Here is a 20,126-nt window from a genome sequence, read left to right as displayed (position 1 = left end):
CGGATCCTCACCGTTCGTGGTCGTGGTCGTGGCCGCCGGACGCGGCGTCTTCGGAGTGGCGGTGGCCGGGCGTGGGGGCTTCGGTGGCGTGACCGCCGGACGCGGTGTCTTCGACCTCGTGGCCGTCATACGCGGCGTCTTCGTCGTAGTACGAGTACGCGCCCTGTTCGAGTTCGCTCAGCACCTGTTCCTCCACCAGCTCCGCCAGCGCGGCGACGGTGCGGGAGACCAGGACGTCGCGGGGGGTGAGCGTGACGGCGAACGCGTCGTTGGCGCGGGAGGCGATGAGCAGGGCGCGCAGCGAGTCGCCGCCGAGCAGGAAGTAGTCGTCCTCGGCGCCCACGGCCGTCTCCAGGGTCTCTTCCCAGATGGCCGCGACCGCCTCCTCGGTGGGGGTGCGGGGCGCCACGTACTCGGGCCGTTCCCGTTCCCCTTCCCGTTCCTCGGCCGGTGCCGGGGCGGGCAGGGCGGCCCGGTCGGTCTTGCCGTTCTCGGTGAGCGGGAAGCGGTCGAGGACCACGAACGCGGACGGCACCATGGAGGCGGGCAGCGAGCGCGCGGCCAGTTCCCGCAGCTCCGCCGGGGCCGCCGGTTCCGTGTCGGGGGCCGTGAGCAGGTGCGCGACCAGGCGCGGCAGGCCCGGTTCGTCCTCCCGTACGGTCACCACGGCGTCGAGGACGCCCGGATGGCGGACGAGGGTCGCCTCGACCTCACCGGCCTCGATGCGGTGGCCGCGCAGCTTGAGCTGGTGGTCCGTGCGGCCCAGATAGTGCAGTTCGCCCGCGCTGTCGCGGCGCACCAGGTCACCGGTGCGGTACATGCGGGTGCCGGGCGGCCCGAACGGGTCGGCGGTGAAGCGGGCCGCGGTCAGCCCGGGCCGGCCGAGGTAGCCGCGTGCCAACGCCGGTCCGCTCAGCCACAGTTCGCCGGTGACGCCGTCGGGGACGGGCCGCAGGCGGGCGTCGAGTGCGTAGGCGCCGGTGGCGGGCAGCGGGCGCCCGATGGGCGGCGCGCCGGCGTCCGCCGTGAGCGGCGCGGACCAGGTGGCGACGACGGTGGCCTCGGTGGGCCCGTAGGAGTTGACCATGCGGTGGTGCGGCGCCCAGCGGGCGACGAGTTCGGGGCCGCACGCGTCGGCGCCGACGATCAGGGTCTTCAGGTCCGGCAGCGTGTCGGGCGTGTCGGGCGGCAGCGTGGCGAGCGCGGCCGGCGGGAGCAGGGTGTGTGTGATGCGCCCGTCCCGCAGTACGTCGGCGAGTTCGGCGCCGAGCAGCGGTCCGGGCCGGGGTACGACGAGGCGCGCGCCGTGCGGCAGGGACGCGCACAGCTCGAGGACGCAGGCGTCGAAGCTGGGCGTGGCGAAGGCCAGCACCCGGTCCCCGGGGGCGACTTGATAGTGGTCCGCCTCGGCGGCACTGAACGCGGCGAGCCCGCGGTGGGTGACGACGACACCCTTGGGCGTACCGGTGGAGCCGGAGGTGTAGATGACGTACGCCGGGTCGTCCAGGTCGAGCGGGCGGGTCCGGTCGGCGTCGGTGGGCCGGTGCCCGGGAACGCCGTCCGGCGCGGCGGCGAGCAGCTCAGCGACCTCCTGGGCATCGAGGGTGAGGGCGGGGGCGGCGTCGCTCAGCATCAGGGCGATCCGCTCCTTCGGGTAGGCCGGATCCACGGGCAGGAACGCGGCACCGGCCTTCGCCACCGCCAGCTGCGCGAGCACCATGTCCGTGGAGCGGGGCAGAAGCAGCGCGACGAGGTCGCCGGGCCCGGCACCCCGGGCGATGAGCCGGTGCGCGAGCCGGTTGGCGCGGTCCTCGGCCTCGGCGAAGCTCAGCGGCGCACCGCCCGAGCCGCCCGACCCGCCCGACCCGCCCGCGTCGAGCTTTTCGAGCGCTTCGAGCGCTTCGAGCGCGGTCGCGGTCGGCCAGCGGTCGACGGCGGCCTCGACGAGGGCGGGCAGGGTGACGGCGGGCACCGGACCGGTCGCGGGGCGAGCCGGGCCGTGCAGCAGCCGGTCGCGCTGCGCCGACGGCAGGACGTCGATGTCGTCCAGACGGGCGGAGCCGTCCGAGGCAGCCAGGGCGTCCAGGGTGTGCAGCAGCTGCCCGGCCAGCGATTCGGCGCCGGCCTCGTCGAAGTACCGCGGGTCGTAGCCGAGTTCGACGGTCAGCCGGTCGCCGGGCGAGACGACCACGGTGAGCGGGTAGTTGGTCGCCTCCCGGGCGTCCAGGTCCCGCAGAGCGAGTCCGTGCGCGCCCGCGGTCGCGTCGCCGACGGGGTAGTTCTCGAAGACCACCAGGCTGTCGAACAGGGCGGTGCCCGGCGGCAGTTCACCGAGGGCGTGCAGGGTGGTGAGGGGAAGGTGGTCGTGGCGGCGGTCCTCGGCGCGGTCCTCCTGGAAGGCACGCAGCCAGGCGCCGCAGTCGGCGTCGCCGTCGATCTCGGTGCGGGCGGGCAGGGTGGTGATGAACAGGCCGGTGATGGTGTCGGCGCCGGGCAGGTCGGCGGGCCGCCCCGAGACGGTGGTGCCGAAGCAGACCTCCCGTTCACCGCTCCACCGTGCGAGGAGCAGCGCCCAGGCACCCTGCACCAGGGTGTTGAGGGTGAGGCGGTGCCTGCGGGCGAACTCCTGGAGCCGGCCGGTCCCTTCGGCGTCGAGCCGCCGGGACAGCCAGGTGCCGGAGCGCGCCGTGGCGTCCGGGGCGGGCCGCCGGTCGTACGGCAGCGGGGTCGGGCCGCGCAGTCCGGCCAGGGCTGCGCGCCAGTGCTCTTGCGCCTGCCGGGTCTCGCGGGCGGCGAGCCAGCCGGCGTAGTCCGCGAACGGCCTGCGTTCGGGCAGGTGGGGCCGTTCGCCGCGGGTGAGGGCGGCGTGCGCGGCCGTGACGTCGGACAGGACGTGGAAGACGCTCCAACCGTCCAGCAGGACGTGGTGGAACGTCCACACCACGCGGACGGCGCCCGGGCCGACCCTGACCAGAGCGAGCCGCATCAGCGGGGCACTCTCCAGGGCGACACCCCGAGCCCGCTCGTCGGCGAGCAGCCGTTCCAGCTCCGCGTCGTGCCGGTCCGCCGGAAGCGTGCTCCAGTCGTGCTCGGTGACCGGCAGGGTCACGTCGCGGTGGACCACTTGGAGCGGTACGGGTACGCCGCGCAGCGCGACGGAGGTGCGCAGCACAGGGGTGCGGTCGACGACGTGCTGCCAGGCGGCGGCGAGGGTCCGCGGGTCGTGGGCGCCGTCCGCGACGAACGTGATCTGCTCGACGTAGAGCCCGTGTTCCGCCTCGTCCAGACCGTGCATCACCATGCCGGTCTGGGTGGGCGTGAGGGGGTACACATCGGCGACATCGACTCCGTCGCCGACGAGCCGGTCGACGCCCGCCTGGTCCAGTGGGGCGAGCGGGAAGTCGGAAGGCGTGCGGCCGCCGGCGCCGGGCCCGGCGCAGTGCCGGACGATCGCGCGCAGTTCGTCGGTCAGCTCGTCCGCAAGGCGGGTGACGGTCTCCCGGTCGTGCACCGCGCGGGAGTACGACAAGGTGAACTCCAGCCGCTCCGCGCTTACTTGCCCGAGGACGTCGAGGACGTACGGCCGCTGCGCCGAGTGGTCCATGCCACCGGACAGACCGCCGTGGGGCGCGGGCAGCAGGCCGCCCGGTGTGCCGGTGCGGTCCTGTCGGCCCAGGTAGTTGAAGCACACCGGCGGCAGGGCGGGCAGCTCGCGGCCGGCCGTGGGGTGCAGGAAGCGCAGGGCGCCGTAGCCCAGTCCGCCGTGGGGCACGGCCCGCAGGTTCTCCTTGACGGCCTTCAGTACGGTGCCGGTGTCGGCGGTCCGGGGCACGTCCAGGGCGACGGGGTACATGGCGGTGAACCAGCCGGCGGTCCGGGCGAGGTCGGTGTCCTCGAACAGTTCCTCGCGGCCGTGCCCCTCCAAGGTCACCGCCACCCGGTCCTGTCCGGTCCACCGGGCAAGGACCCGGCCAAGGGCGCACAGCAGCACATCGTTGACGCGGGTGCGGTAGGCGTCCGGCACGTCCTGGAGCAGGCGTCGGGTCTCCTCGGCGTCGAGGCCGACGGTCACGCTCTCCTCGTCGGCGACGGTGTTCGCACCACCGGGTCGGTCGACGGGCAGCACGGCGGCAGCGCCGTCGAGGCCACGCCAGTGGGCGAGTTCACCGTCGAACCCGCCCGCCTCGGTGTGCTCGGCGAGCCGCCGCGCCCACGTCCGGAACGACGTGCTCTTCGCGGCGAGGTCGATCCTGGCACCGCCCCGCAGCGCGTGGTAGGCGGCGTCCAAGTCCTCCAGAACCACCCGCCAGGACACGGCGTCCACGACGAGGTGGTGGGCGGCGAGCAACAGCACAGGCCGCGTGCCGTCGCCCGGCCGGCACAGTGCGGCCCGCAGCAGCGGCCCGCGGGCCAGGTCGAAGCCGGCGCCCAGGGCGGCGGCCACCTCGTCCGGGGCCGTCCGGTCGTGCACCTCCAGATGTACGTCATGGTCGCCGACCGGGGTGCCGTACTGCCGCCACCGTCCGTCGCCGAGCGACTCGAAACGCATTCGCAGTACGTCGTGGTGTTCGAGTACGGCGGACAGGGCGTCGCGCAACAGCGCCTCGTCGGGGTCCTCGGCCAGTTCGAAGGAGACCGTCTGGCTGAAGTGGGCGGGGTCGCCCGTGAGGGTGTCCAGGAGCCAGTGCTGTACGGGAGTGAGGGGGGTGTCGCCGGTCACGGGCCCCTGCTCGGCGGTGGCTGTGGCGGTGTCGGGCACCGGCTCGGCCACGGCGGCGAGTTCGGCGAGCGTCTGGTGGGTGAACAGGTGCCGGGGGGTCAGGGCGAGCCCGGCCCGGCGGGCGGCGGAGACGATCTGGATGCCGAGGACGGAGTCGCCGCCGAGCGTGAAGTAGTTGTCGTCCGCGCCGACTTCGGGCAGTCCGAGCACCTCGCACCAGATGGCCGCGAGGGCCTGCTCGGCCTCGGTACGCGGCGCCCGGCTCCCCGTCCCGGCGGCCGACACCGCCCACTCGGGCACGGGCAGCGCCCGCCGGTCGAGCTTCCCGGTGGCCCCGAGCGGCAGCCGCTCCAGCGGAACGACGAGGGCGGGCAGCAGGTGGTCGGGAAGACTTTGGGCGAGGAAGACGCGGAGTTCGGCGGTGTCGGGGAGGGCAGGGCGGTGGTAGTGCTGCGGTGGGCCGGCGGGGCCCGACCGACTCGTCGGGCGGGACTCGGCGGAGCCAGCGGGGCCCGACAGGCCCGTCGGACCGGACTCAGCGGAACCAGCGGGGCCCGACAGGCCCCTCGGACCGGACTCAGCGGAACCAGCGGGGCCCGACAGGCCCCTCGGACCGGACTCAGCGGAACCAGCGGGAGCCGACAGGCCCCTCGGACCGGACTCAGCGGAACCAGCGGGAGCCGACAGGCCCCTCGGGCGGGACTCGGCGGAACCAGCGGGAGCCGACAGGCCCGCCGGGCCGGACTCAACGGAACCAGCGGGAGCCGACAGGCCCGCCGAGGCGTCCCCCACCTCACTGGGAAGTGCCGAACGGCCCGTCGGGACGCCCTCCACGTCACCGGCAGGAGCCGGACGGCCCGGCAGGTGACCCTCCGCGTGACCTGCGGGGTCCGCACGGCCCGGCGGACAATTCCCCACGCCACCGGCAGAAGCCGGACCACCCGGCAGGTAGCCCTCCACCTCACCGGCAGGAGCCGGACCACCCGGCAGCTGGCCCTCCACGCCACCGGCGGGCACCGAACGGTCCGACGAGTGCCCCTCCAGCTCACCGGCGGCAGCCGGACCGGGCCGCGGATCGTCGGCCGAGCCGACGCCTCCCGCATCGTCGGCCGCCACGGGCCGGACCGTCACATCCCCAGCCACGCCCACTTCGCCGGCGGACCTCGACGTGACCGTCACATCCCCAGCCACGCCCACTTCACCGGCGGACCTCGACGTGACCGTCACATCCCCAGCCACGCCCACTTCGCCGACGGACCTCGACGTGACCGTCACATCCCCAGCCACGCCCGCCTCTTCGGCGGCCCCCGGCAGGCCCGTCGCGTGAGGCACCACGTACCCGATCAAGCGCCGATGCCCGTCCTGCTCCACCACACGGGCCGCTGCCGCCGCCACCCCCGGGTGGCGGGCCAACGCCGCCTCCACCTCGCCGAGTTCGATGCGGAAGCCCCGCACCTTGACCTGGTCGTCGCCGCGGCCGAGATAGACGAGGTCGCCGTCGGCCGTCCAGCGGACCAGGTCGCCGGTGCGATACATGCGGCTGCCAGGCGGGCCGAACGGGTCGGGCAGGAAACGGGCAGCGGTCAGGCCGGGGCGGTGCAGGTAGCCGCGGGCGACACCGGTTCCTGCGAGGAACAGTTCGCCGGGCGCGCCGGGCGGCACCGGGCGCATCCGTTCGTCCAGGACGTGGGCGCGGGCGCCGCCGAGCGGTCGGCCGATCGGCGGGTCGCGGTCCGGGTCGGCCGGGTCGCAGGTGAAGGCGGTGGCGTAGACGGTGGCCTCGGTGGGGCCGTAGATGTTGTGGATCCGGCTGCCGGCCACGGCCGCGCGCACCCGGTCGACGGTCCGGGCGGGCAGCCCCTCCCCCGCCAGGACGACGGTGTCCGCGGTGACGTGGACGGCGTCCTCGGCGAGCAGCCGGTCCAGGGCGGAAGGCACCGCGCTGAGCAGTCCGGCCCGCCAGGGCCCGGAGCGCTCGGCAAGGGCCAGCAGGTCGCGGACGATCTCCACGCAGCCACCCGACAGCAGCGGCGAGAAGATCTCGAACACCGATACGTCGAAGTTGAGCGAGGTGGAAGCCACCACATGCTCAAGGCCGCGCCCGGCGAACTCCGCAGCCGCCCAGTCGGTCAGGGCACACACGGACGCGTGGCTGACGACCACGCCCTTGGGGCGGCCCGTCGAGCCGGACGTGTGGATGACGTACGCCGGGTGCGCGGGCAGCAGGGGGGTGCGGCGTTCGGCGTCGCCCACGGGGGTGTCCAGCACATCCGTGCCGGGCTCTTCGTCGAGGAAGATCCGGGTGTACGCGCCCTCGGGCAGCCTGCCCGCCGTCTCGGACGCCGTGATCACCGCGTCCGGCCGTACGTCCTCGAAGAGGAACGCCACGCGCTCGGCGGGGTACTGCGGGTCGACCGGCAGGTACCCGGCGCCGCTCTTCAGCACCGCGAGGAGCGCCACGACCAGGTCGGCGGTGCGCGGCAGGCAGAGGGCGACGAAGCGCTCCGGTCCGGCTCCGGCGGCGATGAGCAGCCGGGCCAGCCTGCTGGAGCGGGCGTCGAGTTCGCGGTAGCTGAGGCAGGCGTCGGCGTGGCGGACGGCCGGGGCGTCGGGAGTGCGCTCGGCCTGCCGCCTGAACGCCTCGGGCAGGGTGTCGTACGGCGCCTCGGACGCGGCGTCATGCGGCGCCTCGGACGCGGCGTCATGCGGCGCCTCGGACACCCGCCCACCGAACCGGGCCACCAGCTCGCGCCCCTCGGCCGGGTCGAGGAGTGCCAAGTCGGCCAGGCGGCGGTCCGGCGCGTCGGCCATACCGGTCAGCAGGGTGCGCAGGCTCCCGCCCAGCGCCTCCACCGTGCCGGCGTCGAACGCGGCCGGGTCGTAGTCCAGGTTCACCGCCAGGCTCTCGCCGGGCGCGACGACGACGCTGAGCGGGTAGTTCGTCGGCTCCAGGTCCCGCTCGCCCTCCATCGCCAGACCGTGCCGGGCCATCGCGCCTTCGTCGAAGGGATAGTTCTCGAAGACCACGATGGAGTCGAACAGGCTGGTGCCGCCGGGCACGTCGCTCCACGACTGCACCTGCGCCAGCGAGACGAAGTCGTGGCGCCTCGCCTCCGCCTGGGCGTCCTGCAGTTCGCGCAGCCAGTCGACGAGCGCGCGCCGCCCGTCGACGCGGACCCGGGTGGGCAGGGTGTTGATGAACAGGCCGACCATCGAGGTGACGCCGGGCAGGTCGGCGGGCCGCCCGGAGACGGTCGTCCCGAACACCACGTCGTCACCGCCGCCGTAACGGGACAGAAGCAGCGCCCACGCGCCCTGCACGACCGTGTTGAGGGTCAGTCCGGCCTGTTGGGCGGTCTCCCGCAGCCGTGCCGAGACGTCCGCGTCGAGGGCCACCCGCACGGACCCGGAGGAGGAGGTGCGGTGGGCCTCGGTAGGCCGCCGGTCGCGGGGCAGCTCCGTGGGGGCCTGGAAGCCCGCGAGGGTGCTGCGCCAGTACCGCTCGGCGCGGTCGGCGTCCTGCTCGGACAGCCAGCGCAGGTAGTCGGCGAAGGGCCGCCGGTCGGGCAGTTCGGGGCGGTGCCCCGCGGTCAGGGCGGCGTACCGCTCACACACCTCTTCGAAGACCTGGGCGGCGCTCCAGCCGTCGAGCAGGACGTGGTGGAAGGTCCACACCACACGGACCCGGTCCGCCGTCAACCGGATCAACGTGAGCCGCATCAGGGGCGCGACGCCCAGATCGACGCCGGTCTCCCGGTCCTCGGCGAGCAGCCGGTCCAGTTCGCGTGCGCCGCGCTCGGCGGACCATCCGGACCAGTCGTGGTGGGTGACGGGCACGGTGGCCCGGTGCCGCACGACCTGGAGGGGTTCCGCGGTCTCCTGCCACACCAGGTGGGTGCGGAGCACCGGGTTGGCGTCGGCGGTGTGCTGCCATGCCTCGGCGAGCGCGTGCGGGTCGGTGACGCCGGACAGGACGAACTGCACCTGGTTGACGTAAGAACGGTTGTCGGCGTCGAGCAGGCTGTGGAAGAGCATGCCGGCCTGCATCGGTGTCAGCGGGTAGATGTCCGCGACGTCCCGGCCGTTGCCGACGATCCCGTCCACCGCGGCCTGGTCGAGACGGGCCAGCGGGAAGTCCGACGGGGTACGGCCGCCCGCGTCCGGCAGGGCGCAGTGCGCGACGACGTCGCCGAGCGCCCGCAGCATGGCATCGGCCAGTGCGGTGACGGTCTCCTCGCGGTGCCGTCCCGCGCTGTAGTACCAGGTGATCTCAAGGCGGTCGTCCTCCACCCGGGCGACGACATCGATGAGATGCGGCCGCTCGGTGTCGGGTGCCTCGGCTCCGCCCAGGCCACCGGGTACCGCCCCGACCAGGGTGCCGGCCTCGGCGGACCAGTCGAAGCGGCCCAGGTAGTTGAAGCTGATGCCGGGCTCGTTCGCGCCGGTGAGCCGTTCCTCGCGGGCCAGGTGGCGCAGCACGCCGTAACCGATCCCGCGGTCGGGTACGGCCCGCAGCTGCTCCTTCACGGATTTCAGCGCGGTGCCCCAGGAGCCGGCCGGGACGGACAGCGCGAAGGGGAACAGCGAGGTGAACCAGCCGACCGTGCGAGACAGGTCGACGTCCTCGAACAGCTGGTCCTCGCGGCCGTGCCCCTCCAGGCCGACGGCGACCGTGTCGCGTCCGGTCCAGTCGCCGAGGGCCCGGCCGAGGGCGGTGAGCAGCACGTCGTCGACGCGGGTGCGGTAGACGCCGGGGACGCGGCGCAGGAGGCCGTCGGTGTCGTCGCGGTCGAGGCGGACGGTGACCTCGCGGACGTCGGCTGTGGTGTTGCCGCCGTCGAGGTCGACGGGCAGCGGGTCGGCGCAGGCCCGGGCGGCGCGCTCCCAGTGGCCGAGCTGCGCGGCGAAGCGGTCGTCGTCGCGCAGCCGGTCGGCCCATTCGCGTACGGAGGTGGTGCGGGCGGGCAGCCGTACGGGTTCGCCGGAGGCGGCCTGCCGGTAGGCGGTCTCCAGGTCCTCCAGGAGGATGCGCCAGGAGACGCCGTCGACCACCAGGTGGTGGGCGACGAGGAGCAGCCGGGCGCCGTCGGCGGCGAACAGCCGGGCGGTGAACAACGGGCCGGCGTCGAGGCGGAGTCCGCTGTGCGCCTCCGCGGTGACGCGCTCCTCGTCCGCCGGGTCGTGCACCTGGAGCAGCTCGGGTATCGGTCCTTCGGCGGCGGCGATGTCCTGCCGCCAGGCGCCCTCGTCGTCGCCTTCGTCGTCAAGGAGGAACCGGGCGCGCAGGGCGTCGTGGTGCGTCCACAGGGCGGTGAGGGCGGTGCGCAGGGCGTCCTGGTCGACGGCGCCGGGCGTCTCGACGACGACGGACTGGTTGAAGAAGGCGGGGTGCGCGGGGCGCGGGTCGAGGAACCAGTGCTGGATCGGCAGGAGGTCCGCCGCCCCGGTGACGGGTCCGGTCCCGGCGACGGCGCGCGCGGCGCCCTCGGTGGCGGCGGCCAGTTCGGCCACGGTGGGGTGCCGGAAGAGGTCGCGGGGGCTGAGCGCGAGCCCTGCCGCGCGGGCGCGGGACACCACCTGGATGCTGAGGATGGAGTCGCCGCCCAGCATGAAGAAGTTGTCGTCCACGCCGACCCGTGCCACGCCGAGCAGCTCGGACCAGATCCCGGCGAGGACGCGTTCCGCCTCGGTGCGCGGGGCGCGGTGGGCCTGCTCGCCGCCCGCCGCCCACTCGGGGGCGGGCAGCCGCCGCCGGTCGACCTTGCCGTTGGCGGTCAGGGGCAGCTCGGGCACGGTGACGAACGCGGCGGGCAGCATGTAGTCGGGCAGCCCGGCCGCCAGGTGGGTGCGCAGCCCGGCGGCGGAGGGCAGTTCGGTGTCGCACGACGGCACGAGGTGGGCGGCGAGGCGCTTGCGTCCGCCGTCCTCGTACAGGGAGACGACGGCCTCGGCGACGGCCGGGTGGGCGGTGAGCCTGGCCTCGATCTCGGCGGGTTCGACGCGGAAGCCGCGGATCTTGATCTGGTCGTCCGCGCGGCCGACGAAGTGCAGTTCGCCGTCGGCGCTCCAGCGCACGACGTCGCCGGTGCGGTACATGCGGCTGCCGGGCGGCCCGTAGGGATCGGCGAGGTAGCGGGCGGCGGTCGCGCCGGGCCGACGCGCGTAGCCCCGGGCCAGTCCCGCGCCGGCGATGTACAGCTCGCCGGGGATGCCCGGGGGCTGCGGCTGGAGGGTGCCGTCTAGGACGTACACGCGGGTGTTGTCGAGCGGGCGTCCGATGGGCAGTACGGCGGGCAGCGGGTCGCCGGAGCGGAAGACGCGGCGGGTGGCGAAGGTGGTGGTCTCGGTGGGGCCGTAGCCGTCGACCACGGTCAGGCCGGGGCAGGCGTCGAGGACCCGGCGTACGACCGCCCCCGGCACCGCCTCGCCGCCGGTCCACACCTCGCGGACCCCGCGCAGGCAGGCGGGGTCCTCCTGGGCGAGCAGGCGGAACAGGCCCGCGGTCAGCCAAAGGCAGCTCACCCGCTGCTCGGTGACGGCGTGTCGGACATGGGCAGCGTCGAGATCGACGGGCGGGGCGAGGACGGCGGTGCCGCCGCGCAGCAGCGGCACCCAGACCTCGTAGGTGGCGGCGTCGAAGGCATGCGGCGAGTGCACGAGGACCCGGTCGTGCGCGGCGAAGGCCCGGTCGAGGGCGAGCGCGACGACGTCCCGCTGGCGGACCGCGACGCCCTTGGGGGTGCCGGTGGAGCCCGAAGTAAACATCAGGTACTGGACGTTGTCGGGGTGCACGGCCTGGTGGGGCACCGGGCCGGTGTGCGGCTCGAAGGTGCCGTCGGCGCGCAGGACGCGGTCGCCCGGCAGCACCTCGCGGGCCGTCGCCTCCCAGGCGGCATCGGTGAGCAGCAGCTCGGCCCCGGCCTCGGCCACGGTCCTGCGCAGCCGCTCGGCGGGTGCCCTGCCGTCCAGCGGTACGTACACGCCGCCCGTGCGCACAAGCGCCAGCTGAGCCACGATCAGGTCGACGGAACGATCCATGAGGACGCCGACCGGACGCTCCGGGCACACCCCGGCGCCAGCGAGGCTTGCCGCCAACTGGGCTGCCCGCGCGTCTAGTTCACGGTACGTGAGGTGCTCGCCCCCCGCTTCCAGGGCCACGGCGTCGGGTGTGCGGCGCACCTGGGCGGCGAAGAGGTCGGCGACGGTGGTGTCGGGCAGGTCGGTGGCGGTGTCGTTCCAGGCCCGCAGGACCTGTTCGCGGCGGTCCTCGCCGAGCAGCGGCAGCCGGGCGGGCGGCAGTGCCGAGCCGGTGGTCATGCCGGTGAGCAGGACGGTGAGGTACTCGGCCATACGCTCGGCCGTGTCGGTGTCGAACAGCTCGGGGTCGTAGCCGAGGCGCAGGCCCAGCTCCGTGCCCGGGTAAGCGGTCAGGCTCAGCGGGTAGTTGGTGGTCTCGACGCCTTCCAGGCCGCTAAGGCGGAGCCCGTGGGCGGCGGCGAGGTCGTCGTCCACCGGGTAGTTCTCGAAGACGACGATGCTGTCGAAAAGGCCGACGCGCTCGGGGAGTTCGGTGAACGTCTTCAGCCGGGTGAGCGGCAGGTGGTCGAAGCGCCGGTCCTCGCTCTGGTCGTGCTGGAGGGCGCGCAGCCAGTCGAGCAGGGTGCCGTCGCCGGGGACGGTGACCCGGGTGGGCAGGGTGGTGATGAACAGGCCGGTCATGGCCTCGGCGCCGGGCAGCTCGGCGGGACGGCCGGAGACGGTGGTGCCGAACACCACCTCGTCGCGGCCCGCCTGCCGGGCGAGCAGCAGCGCCCAGGCGCCCTGCACCAGGGTGTTCAGGGTGAGGCCCGAGGTGCGGGCGAGCTCTTCCAGCGCCCGCGTGTCGGCCGCGGGCAGCGTGCCGTGGACCGCGTGCGTGGACTCGGCGCGGTGCGCCTCGCGCGGTTCGCGGTCGTAGGGCGGCGGCGTGGCCTCGGTCAGGCCGGAGAGCCTGCGCTGCCAGTGCCGTTCGGCCGCTTCCCGGTCGCGCTGCCGCAGCCAGGCCACGTACTCCCGGTAGGACGGGCGGTGTGGGAGGGCGGCATCGTCGGGTCCGGCGTGGTGGGCGAAGACGTCCGAGAGCACCTGGAACATGCTCCAGCCGTCGAGGAGCAGGTGGTGGAAGGACCACACCACGCGCACGGCGGTGTCGGAGACGCGGGCGAGCAGGAGGCGTTGGAGCGGGGCCCGCCCGAGGTCGATGCCGTCGGCGCGGTCCCGGGTCAGCAGGTCGCCGAGGCGGGCGCGGCGCTCGTCCTCCGTCAGGTCGCGCCAGTCGACGTGGGTGACGGGCACCGCCGCATGGCGCTCCACCACAAGGAGCGGTTCGGGTACGTCCTGCCAGACGACCCGGCCGCGCAGCACCTCGGTGCGGTCGGTCACGTACTGCCAGGCCGCGGCGAGGGCCGCCGGGTCGGGCACGCCGTCCAGGACGAACGTCAACTGCTGGACGTACACGCCGCGGTCGTCCTGCGACAGGCCGTGGAAGAGCATGCCCGCCTGGGTGGGCGTGAGCGGCAGGACGTCGGCCACCGCGGCCGGGTCCTCGCCCGTGATCCGGTCCACGGCGGCCTGGTCGAGCCGGGCCAGCGGGAAGTCGGACGGGGTGCGCCCCGCGGCGCCCGGGCGGACGGCGTGCCGGGCCAGGTCGGTGAGCGCGTCACTGAAGCGCCCCGCGAGGTCCGCGACGGTGTCCTCACGGCCGGGCGATTCGGCGTAGAAGCAGGTGAACTCCAGCACGTCGCCGACCAGTTGGCCAACAACTTCAAGGGCGTGCGGGCGCTCGACCGTCGGGTCGGCGTCCAGTTCCAGCGGGCGTACGGTACCCCGGTAGAGGCTGTCGGGGTCATCCGGTGTGTCCATGCGGCCCAGGTAGTTGAAGCTGATCTGCGCGGCCGCGGTGCGCGGTGTCCCCGAGCCGGCCAGCCGGAGCAGCACGTCGTGGCCGAGGCCGTTGCGGGGTACGGCACGCAACTGCTCCTTGACCTGTTTCAGCACGGTGTCCCAGCCGGCGTCCTGGGGGACGGCGAGCGCGACGGGGTGCCGGGTCGTGAACCAGCCGACCGTGCGGCTGATGTCCAGTTCGTCGAAGAGCTCCTCGCGGCCGTGCCCCTCGACGTCCACCAGCACCCGCTCCGTGCCGCTCCAGCCGCACAGTGCCCGGCCGAGCGCGCCGAGCAGGACGTCGTTGGCCTGGGTGCGGTAGGTGTCGGGCAGGGTGCGTAGGAGGGCCGAGGTCGTCTCGGCGTCGAGGCGCACGGTATGCGACCTCTGCTCGGCGTAGGTGCCGGGCCCGTCCGTCAGGCCGGCGGGCAGCGCGGGCGCGGTGGCGGGGACCGCCTCGGCCCAGTACGCGCGCTCGTCGTCGAAGCCGCCGCCCGCCGCGTGGGCGGCCAGTCTGCGGGCCCACTGCCGCAGCGGCGAGGACTTCGCGGGCAGTGCCGCGGCGCCGTCCTCGCCCGCGTGGCGGGCCCGGTAGGCGCGGTCCAGGTCTTCGAGGAGCAGCCGCCAGGAGACGCCGTCGACCACCAGGTGGTGTACGGCGAGGTGCAGCAGGTGGGACACGCCGTCGTCGGGGGCGTGCAGCACCGCCCGCAGCAGCGGTCCACGGGTGAGGTCGAACGGCCCGAAGTGCGGGGTGTCCGTCTCCGGGCCGGTGTGGTGGGCCAGTTGGAGGCGGGGGGCCCGCTCGTCGATGTGCCAGCCCGCCGGCTCACCCGGGGTGAAGCGGGAGCGCAGGGCGTCGTGGTGGGCGACCAGGTCGTTCAGCGCGTCCTCCAGCGCCGCCGGGTCCAGGTCGGCGGGCATCCGCAGGGTCAGCGCCTGGGAGAAGTGGCCTGCGCGTTCTCCTGCGGTGTCGAACAGCCAGTGCTGGATGGGGGTGAGGGGGGCCGTGCCGGTCGGCGCCTCCGGTGCGGGGGCGGCTTCGCGCGGGCCCGCCGCGGCGTCCGCGCGGTGCGCGAGGGCGGCCACGGTCTGGTGCTGGTAGAGGTCCCGGGAGGTGAGCGGCAAACCCTCCTGCCGGGCGCGGGCCACCACCTGGATGCTGAGGATCGAGTCGCCGCCGAGTTCGAAGAAGTTGTCGTCGACGCCGACGCGTTCCTCCCGCAGCACCTCCGCCCAGATCCGGGCGAGGACGTGCTCGGTGGGGGTGCGCGGCGCGACGTGCCGTACCGCGCGCACGGCGGGGCCGGGACTGGGCAGCCGGGCGCGGTCGAGCTTGCCGTTGGGGTTGAGCGGGAGGGCGTCGAGGACGACGACGGTCGACGGGACCATGTAGTCGGGCAGCGTGCGGCCGAGGTCCCGGCGCACCGCCTCGGGATCGGTGCGGTGGCCGGCGGCCGGGACGACGTAGCCGACCAGGCGCCGGCTGCGGTCGCCGTCGGTGGCGGCGACGGCCGCCGCCTCGGCGACGCCCGCGCAGCCGCGCAACGCCTCCTCCACCTCCCCCAGTTCGATGCGGAAGCCGCGCACCTTCACCTGCTGGTCCGTGCGGCCCACGTATTCGAGTACGCCGTCGCGGCGCCGGCGCACCAGGTCGCCGGTGCGGTACATGCGCTCTCCCGGCGCGCCGAACGGGTCGGCGACGAACCGGGCGGAGGTCAGTCCTGGCCGGTTCAGGTAGCCGCGGGCCAGGCCGCCGCCCCCCAGATACAGCTCGCCGGGGACGCCGACGGGCTGCGGTCGCAGGGAGGTGTCCAGGACGTACGTGCGGGTGAGCGCCACCGGGTCGCCGATGGGCGGTGCCTGCTCCGGCGTCCCGTCGCCGGCGAACCAGGCGGTGGCGTACACGGTGGCCTCGGTGGGGCCGTAGACGTTGGCGATCCGGCAGCCGGGCATGGCGGCCCGCAGGTCCTGCACGGTCTGCGCGGGCAGGGCCTCGCCGGCGAGGACGACGGTGTCGGCGGTCAGCGGTGCCGTGCCGCCCGCGACGAGCCGGGAGACGACGGACGGCACGCCGCTGAGCAGCGTGGCGTGCCGGGGCCCGGTGCCGTCGGCGAGGGCCGGCAGATCGGCGACGACCTCGACGGTGCCGCCGGCCGTCAGGGGGCAGAGCAGTTCGAAGACGGAGACGTCGAAGTTGAGGGAGGTGGAGGCGATCACATGGGCCAGGCCCTCGGGCCCGAACCGCTCTCCCGCCCACTCGGCCAGCGCGGCGGCACTGCGGTGGCTGACCACCACGCCCTTGGGGCGGCCCGTGGAACCCGAGGTGTAGATGACGTACGCGGGATGGTCGGGCAGCAGCGGCCGCAGCCGGTCGGCGTCGGTCAGCGGGGCATCGGCCGACTGGGCGCCGGTCAGTTGCGGCTCGGGCTCGTCCGGCGCGGCGCAGTCCTCCAGAAGCAGCGGTACGCACTCCGGGGGCAGCGCGGAGGCGGTCTCCCGGGTGGCGAGGACGAGGGCGGGCCGGGCGTCGTCGAGCATGAAGCGGACCCGCTCGGCGGGGTAGGCCGGGTCGACCGGGAGGTAGCCGGCGCCCGAGGCGAGCACCGCCCACAGCACGGGCACGAGGTCGGCGGTGCGCGGCAGGCAGAGCGCGACGAGCGTCTCGGGTCCCGCGCCGCGCGCGACGAGCAGCCGGGCGAGACGGGACGCGCGCCGGGTGACTTCGGCGTAGGCGAGCCGGTCCGGGCCGCAGACGACGGCGGTACGGTCCGGGGTCCTCGCCGCCTGGGCGTGGAGCAGCGCGGGCAGCGTGCCGTACTCGTCCTTCCGCTGTGCGCGGGCGGGCGGATTCCAGCGGTCCACCAGCGTGCGCTGTTCCTCGGCGGCGAGCATGGGCAGTTCGGCGAGCCTGCGGCCGGGTCCTTCCGCCATGCCTTCCAGGAGCCGGTGCAGATGGGCGGTCATCCGGGTCACGGTCGCCGCGTCGAACAGGTCCCTGTTGAACTCGACGGTCAGCACGCAGCCGCCGTCCGAGTCCGGCGTGAACTCCAGGACGAGGTCGAAGCGGGCGGCAGGGCGGGGCAACGGATGGTCGGTGACGCGCAGCCCACCGGCGAGCGGCAGCGCGGGAGAGGCGGTCTGCTGCACGACGAGCACCTGCACCAGCGGGGTGCGGCTCGGGTCGCGGGGCGGAGCCAGCTCCTCCACCACCCGGTCGAACGGAACCCCGTCGTGGGCGAAGGCGTCAAGCACCGTCGTCCGCATCGTCTCCACGAAGCGGTCCACGGTCGCCCGTTCATCCACCTCGCCGCGGAGCACGACGGTGTTGGCGAAGAAGCCCGGCACATCCTCCAGGTCCCGGCGACCGCGTCCGGTGGTGACGGTGCCGAACGCGACGTCCCGCTGCCCCGAATAGCGGGAGAACAACAGCGCGGCGGCCCCCGCGAAGAGCGTGAACGCCGTGGTGCCGCGGCCCGCTGCTAGTTGCCGCAGCCGGGACGTCAACTCCGCGGACAGCACGTGCCGGTGGGTCGCGCCGACGGTGGTGCGCTCGGCGGGGCGGGGCCGGTCCGTGGGCAGCTCCAGGTGCTGGAGATCCGCCAAGTGCCGCTTCCAGTACGCCAGATCGGCGATGTCCGCGTCACCGGCCCGCTGCCGGCGCTCCCAGACCGCAAAGTCCGGGTACTGGACGGCGGGCCGCGTCAGCCCGTCCGGCTCACCGGTGGCCTCCGCGTGGTAGAGAGCGGCGAGTTCACGGGTGAGGATGCCGACCGACCAGCCGTCGGTGACGATGTGGTGCTGGGCCAGAAGCAGCAGGTGATCCTCGCTGGCGAACCGGACGAGGAGCGCCCGGGTGAGCGGTCCGGCCGCCAGGTCGAACGGGCGCCCCAGCTCCTCGGTGAGCACTTCCTCGATGGCCTCGTCGCGCCGCGCATCGGGTACGCCGGTGAGATCGGCGGTCAGCAGGGGAACATCCGGCTCCGGCGCGACAAGCTGCACACCCTGGCCGTCGACCGTGGGGAACGTGGTGCGCAGGGAGTCGTGCCGGGCCGCGAGCCGGAGCAGAGAGCGGTGCAGTGCGTCTCGGTCCAGGGCACCGCGCAGCCTGAGCGAGACACCGGTGTTGTACTCAGTGCCGCCCTCGGTCAGGTCATCCAGGTACCACAGCCTCCGCTGCGCGCTGGACAGTGGCAGCCCGCCCTCGCGCGGGGCCGGCGGGATCGGCTCCGGCGGCGCGGCGGCCGACGGATCGGCGAGCAGGGGCGCCAGCGCGGCGATCGTCCGTGCGGTGAACACGTCCCGCACGGTCAGCCGGACGCCCAGGTCGTCCCGGACCCGGGCGAGCACACGGGCGGCGAGGATCGACTCCCCGCCCAGATCGAAGAAGTCATCGGTCACCCCGACCTCGTCGACGCCGAGGGCATCCGCCCAGATCCTGGCGAGGACCCGCTCCTCGACCGTCCGCGGCGACACATGCCCGCCCGCCACCGACCGCTCCGGCACGGGCAGGGCCCGCCGGTCGATCTTGTGCTGCGGCGTGAGCGGCATCCGCTCGAGCACCACGATGGCGGACGGCACCATGTGCCCCGGCAACACGGCCGCGAGGGCGGCACGCAGGGCGGCGGGGTCGAGGGGCGACGCGGTGGGCCGCGGGGCGGGGGTGGAGGCGGTGGCGGTGGCGGTGGCGGTGGCGGGGAGGCTGCTGGGTGCCGCCGGGTCGTTCGGGGTGGGCGGGGCGTCGGTGGGCTCGTTCGGGCTGGCGGAGGCGCCGGTGAGCTCGTTCCCGCTGGCGGGGCCGGTGGACCCGGCAGGGTCGGGAGAACCGGTGGAGCCGGAGGAACTGGTAGAACCGGAGTAGCCGGCGGTGGAGCCCGTAGGGCCGCCGTTGGAGCCGGTAAGGCCGCTAAGGCCGTCGGTAGAACCGACGAGGCCGGTGGAGCCGCCGGTGAAACCGGCAAGGCCCGTGGAGCCGCCGGTGGAACCGGCAAGACCCGTGGAGCCGCCGGTGGAACCGGCAAGACCCGTGGAGCCGGTAGGCGGAGGCTGCGTAGTTGCGGTGACGTAGGCGACGAGGCGTTGATGGCCCGGTACGTCCTCGCGTACGACGACCACAGCCTCGTCGACCGCGCCCGCGCCGGCCCGGCGCAGCGCCGCCTCGACCTCGCCCGGCTCGATCCGGAAGCCGCGGATCTTCACCTGTCGGTCCAGCCGGCCCAGGAACTCCAGCTCTCCCTCGGCGGTCCACCGCACCCGGTCACCGGTCCGGTACAGACGTGCGCCCGGCGCGCCGAACGGATCGGCGACGAAACGCGCCGCCGTCAGCCCGGGACGTCCCAGGTAGCCGCGGGCCACCGCATCACCGCCCACGAACAACTCGCCGTCGACACCGGGCGGCACGGGCCGCATCGCGGCGTCCAGGACGTACACCCGGGTGTGCGGCAGAGCGCCGCCGATCGTCGGCGTACCGCTCCCCGCGGTGAGCGGCCCGGTCCACGTGGCGACGATGGTGGTCTCCGTCGGACCATACGAGTTGATCATGCGGCGGCCGGGTGCCCAGCGGTCCACGAGCCCGGCCGGGCAGGCCTCGGCTCCCACGATCAGCGTGCGCAGGTGCCGGGCGGTGCCCAGCGCCGGGTCGGGCAGAGAGGCCAGCGCCGCGGGCGGGATGAGGGTGTGGGTGATGCGGTGCTCGTCCAGGACCTCGGCGAGTTCGTCGCCCAACCAGGGCCCGTGCGGCGGTACGACGAGCGTGGCACCGGACAGGACGGAGATGAACAGCTCCAGGACGGAGGCGTCGAAGCTCGGCGACGAGAACTGGAGCACCCGGTCGCCGGGGCCCACCGCGTACCGTTCCCCGGCCGCCGCGGTAAAACCGCCGATGCCGCGGTGCGTCACCGTCACGCCCTTGGGGGTGCCGGTGGAACCGGAGGTGTAGATGACGTACGCCGCGTGATCGGCGTCGACGCCGGGGCCGGCCGCGTCCTCCGCCACCCCTTCGCTCTCCAGCAGTTCGCGCACCTGGCGCGGATCGTCCAGGGTCAGCGCGGGCGCGGCGTCGGCGAGCATCAGCGCACGGCGCTCGGCGGGGTAGGCCGGGTCCACCGGCAGGAAGGCGGCGCCCGCCCGCGCGACCGCCAGCTCCGCCGCGATCAGCTCCATGGAGCGCGGCAGGACAAGGGCCACCACCCGGTCCGGCCCCGCTCCCCGGCCCCGCAGGTGCGCGGCCAAACGCCCGGTGCGGGCGGCCAGTTCACGGTAGGTCCACGTCCGTCGGCCATCGGTGAGGGCCGGTGCGTCCGGGGTCCGGGCCACCCAGGCGGCGAAAAGCTCGACGAGCGTCGGATACGCCGAAGCCGCCCCGTTCTCGGATGCGTCGGCGGTGGGGCCGCCCTGCGGCAGGGAGGACGCCGGTGCGGGCTTGTCGTGCAGGTCCGTCATGGGTGAAGTCCTTCTTGAGAGCGGGGCGATGCGGCGCGGGCCA

1 protein-coding gene is annotated in these 20,126 nt (G+C 74.6%); it reads right to left on the bottom strand.

Features of this window, described 5'->3' with window-relative positions; translation table 11 throughout:
* Positions 1–7: 7 nt before the first annotated feature.
* Entirely contained in the window at positions 8–20,083 is a 20,076-nt protein-coding gene (locus ACZ56E_RS03245; RefSeq protein ID WP_471210430.1) for a non-ribosomal peptide synthase/polyketide synthase, read from the bottom strand.
* Positions 20,084–20,126: the final 43 nt, after the last annotated feature.

The sequence above is a fragment of the Streptomyces sp. NPDC039480 genome, assembly GCF_055597165.1.
Note: the sequence above shows the minus strand (reverse complement) of the source record. Positions and strands in the feature narration are given on the sequence as shown.

What these genes read in the sequence shown, in the direction of transcription:
- ACZ56E_RS03245 (WP_471210430.1), bottom strand. Translation starts at nt 20,083, where the DNA reads ATGACGGACCTGCACGACAAGCCCGCACCGGCGTCCTCCCTGCCGCAG.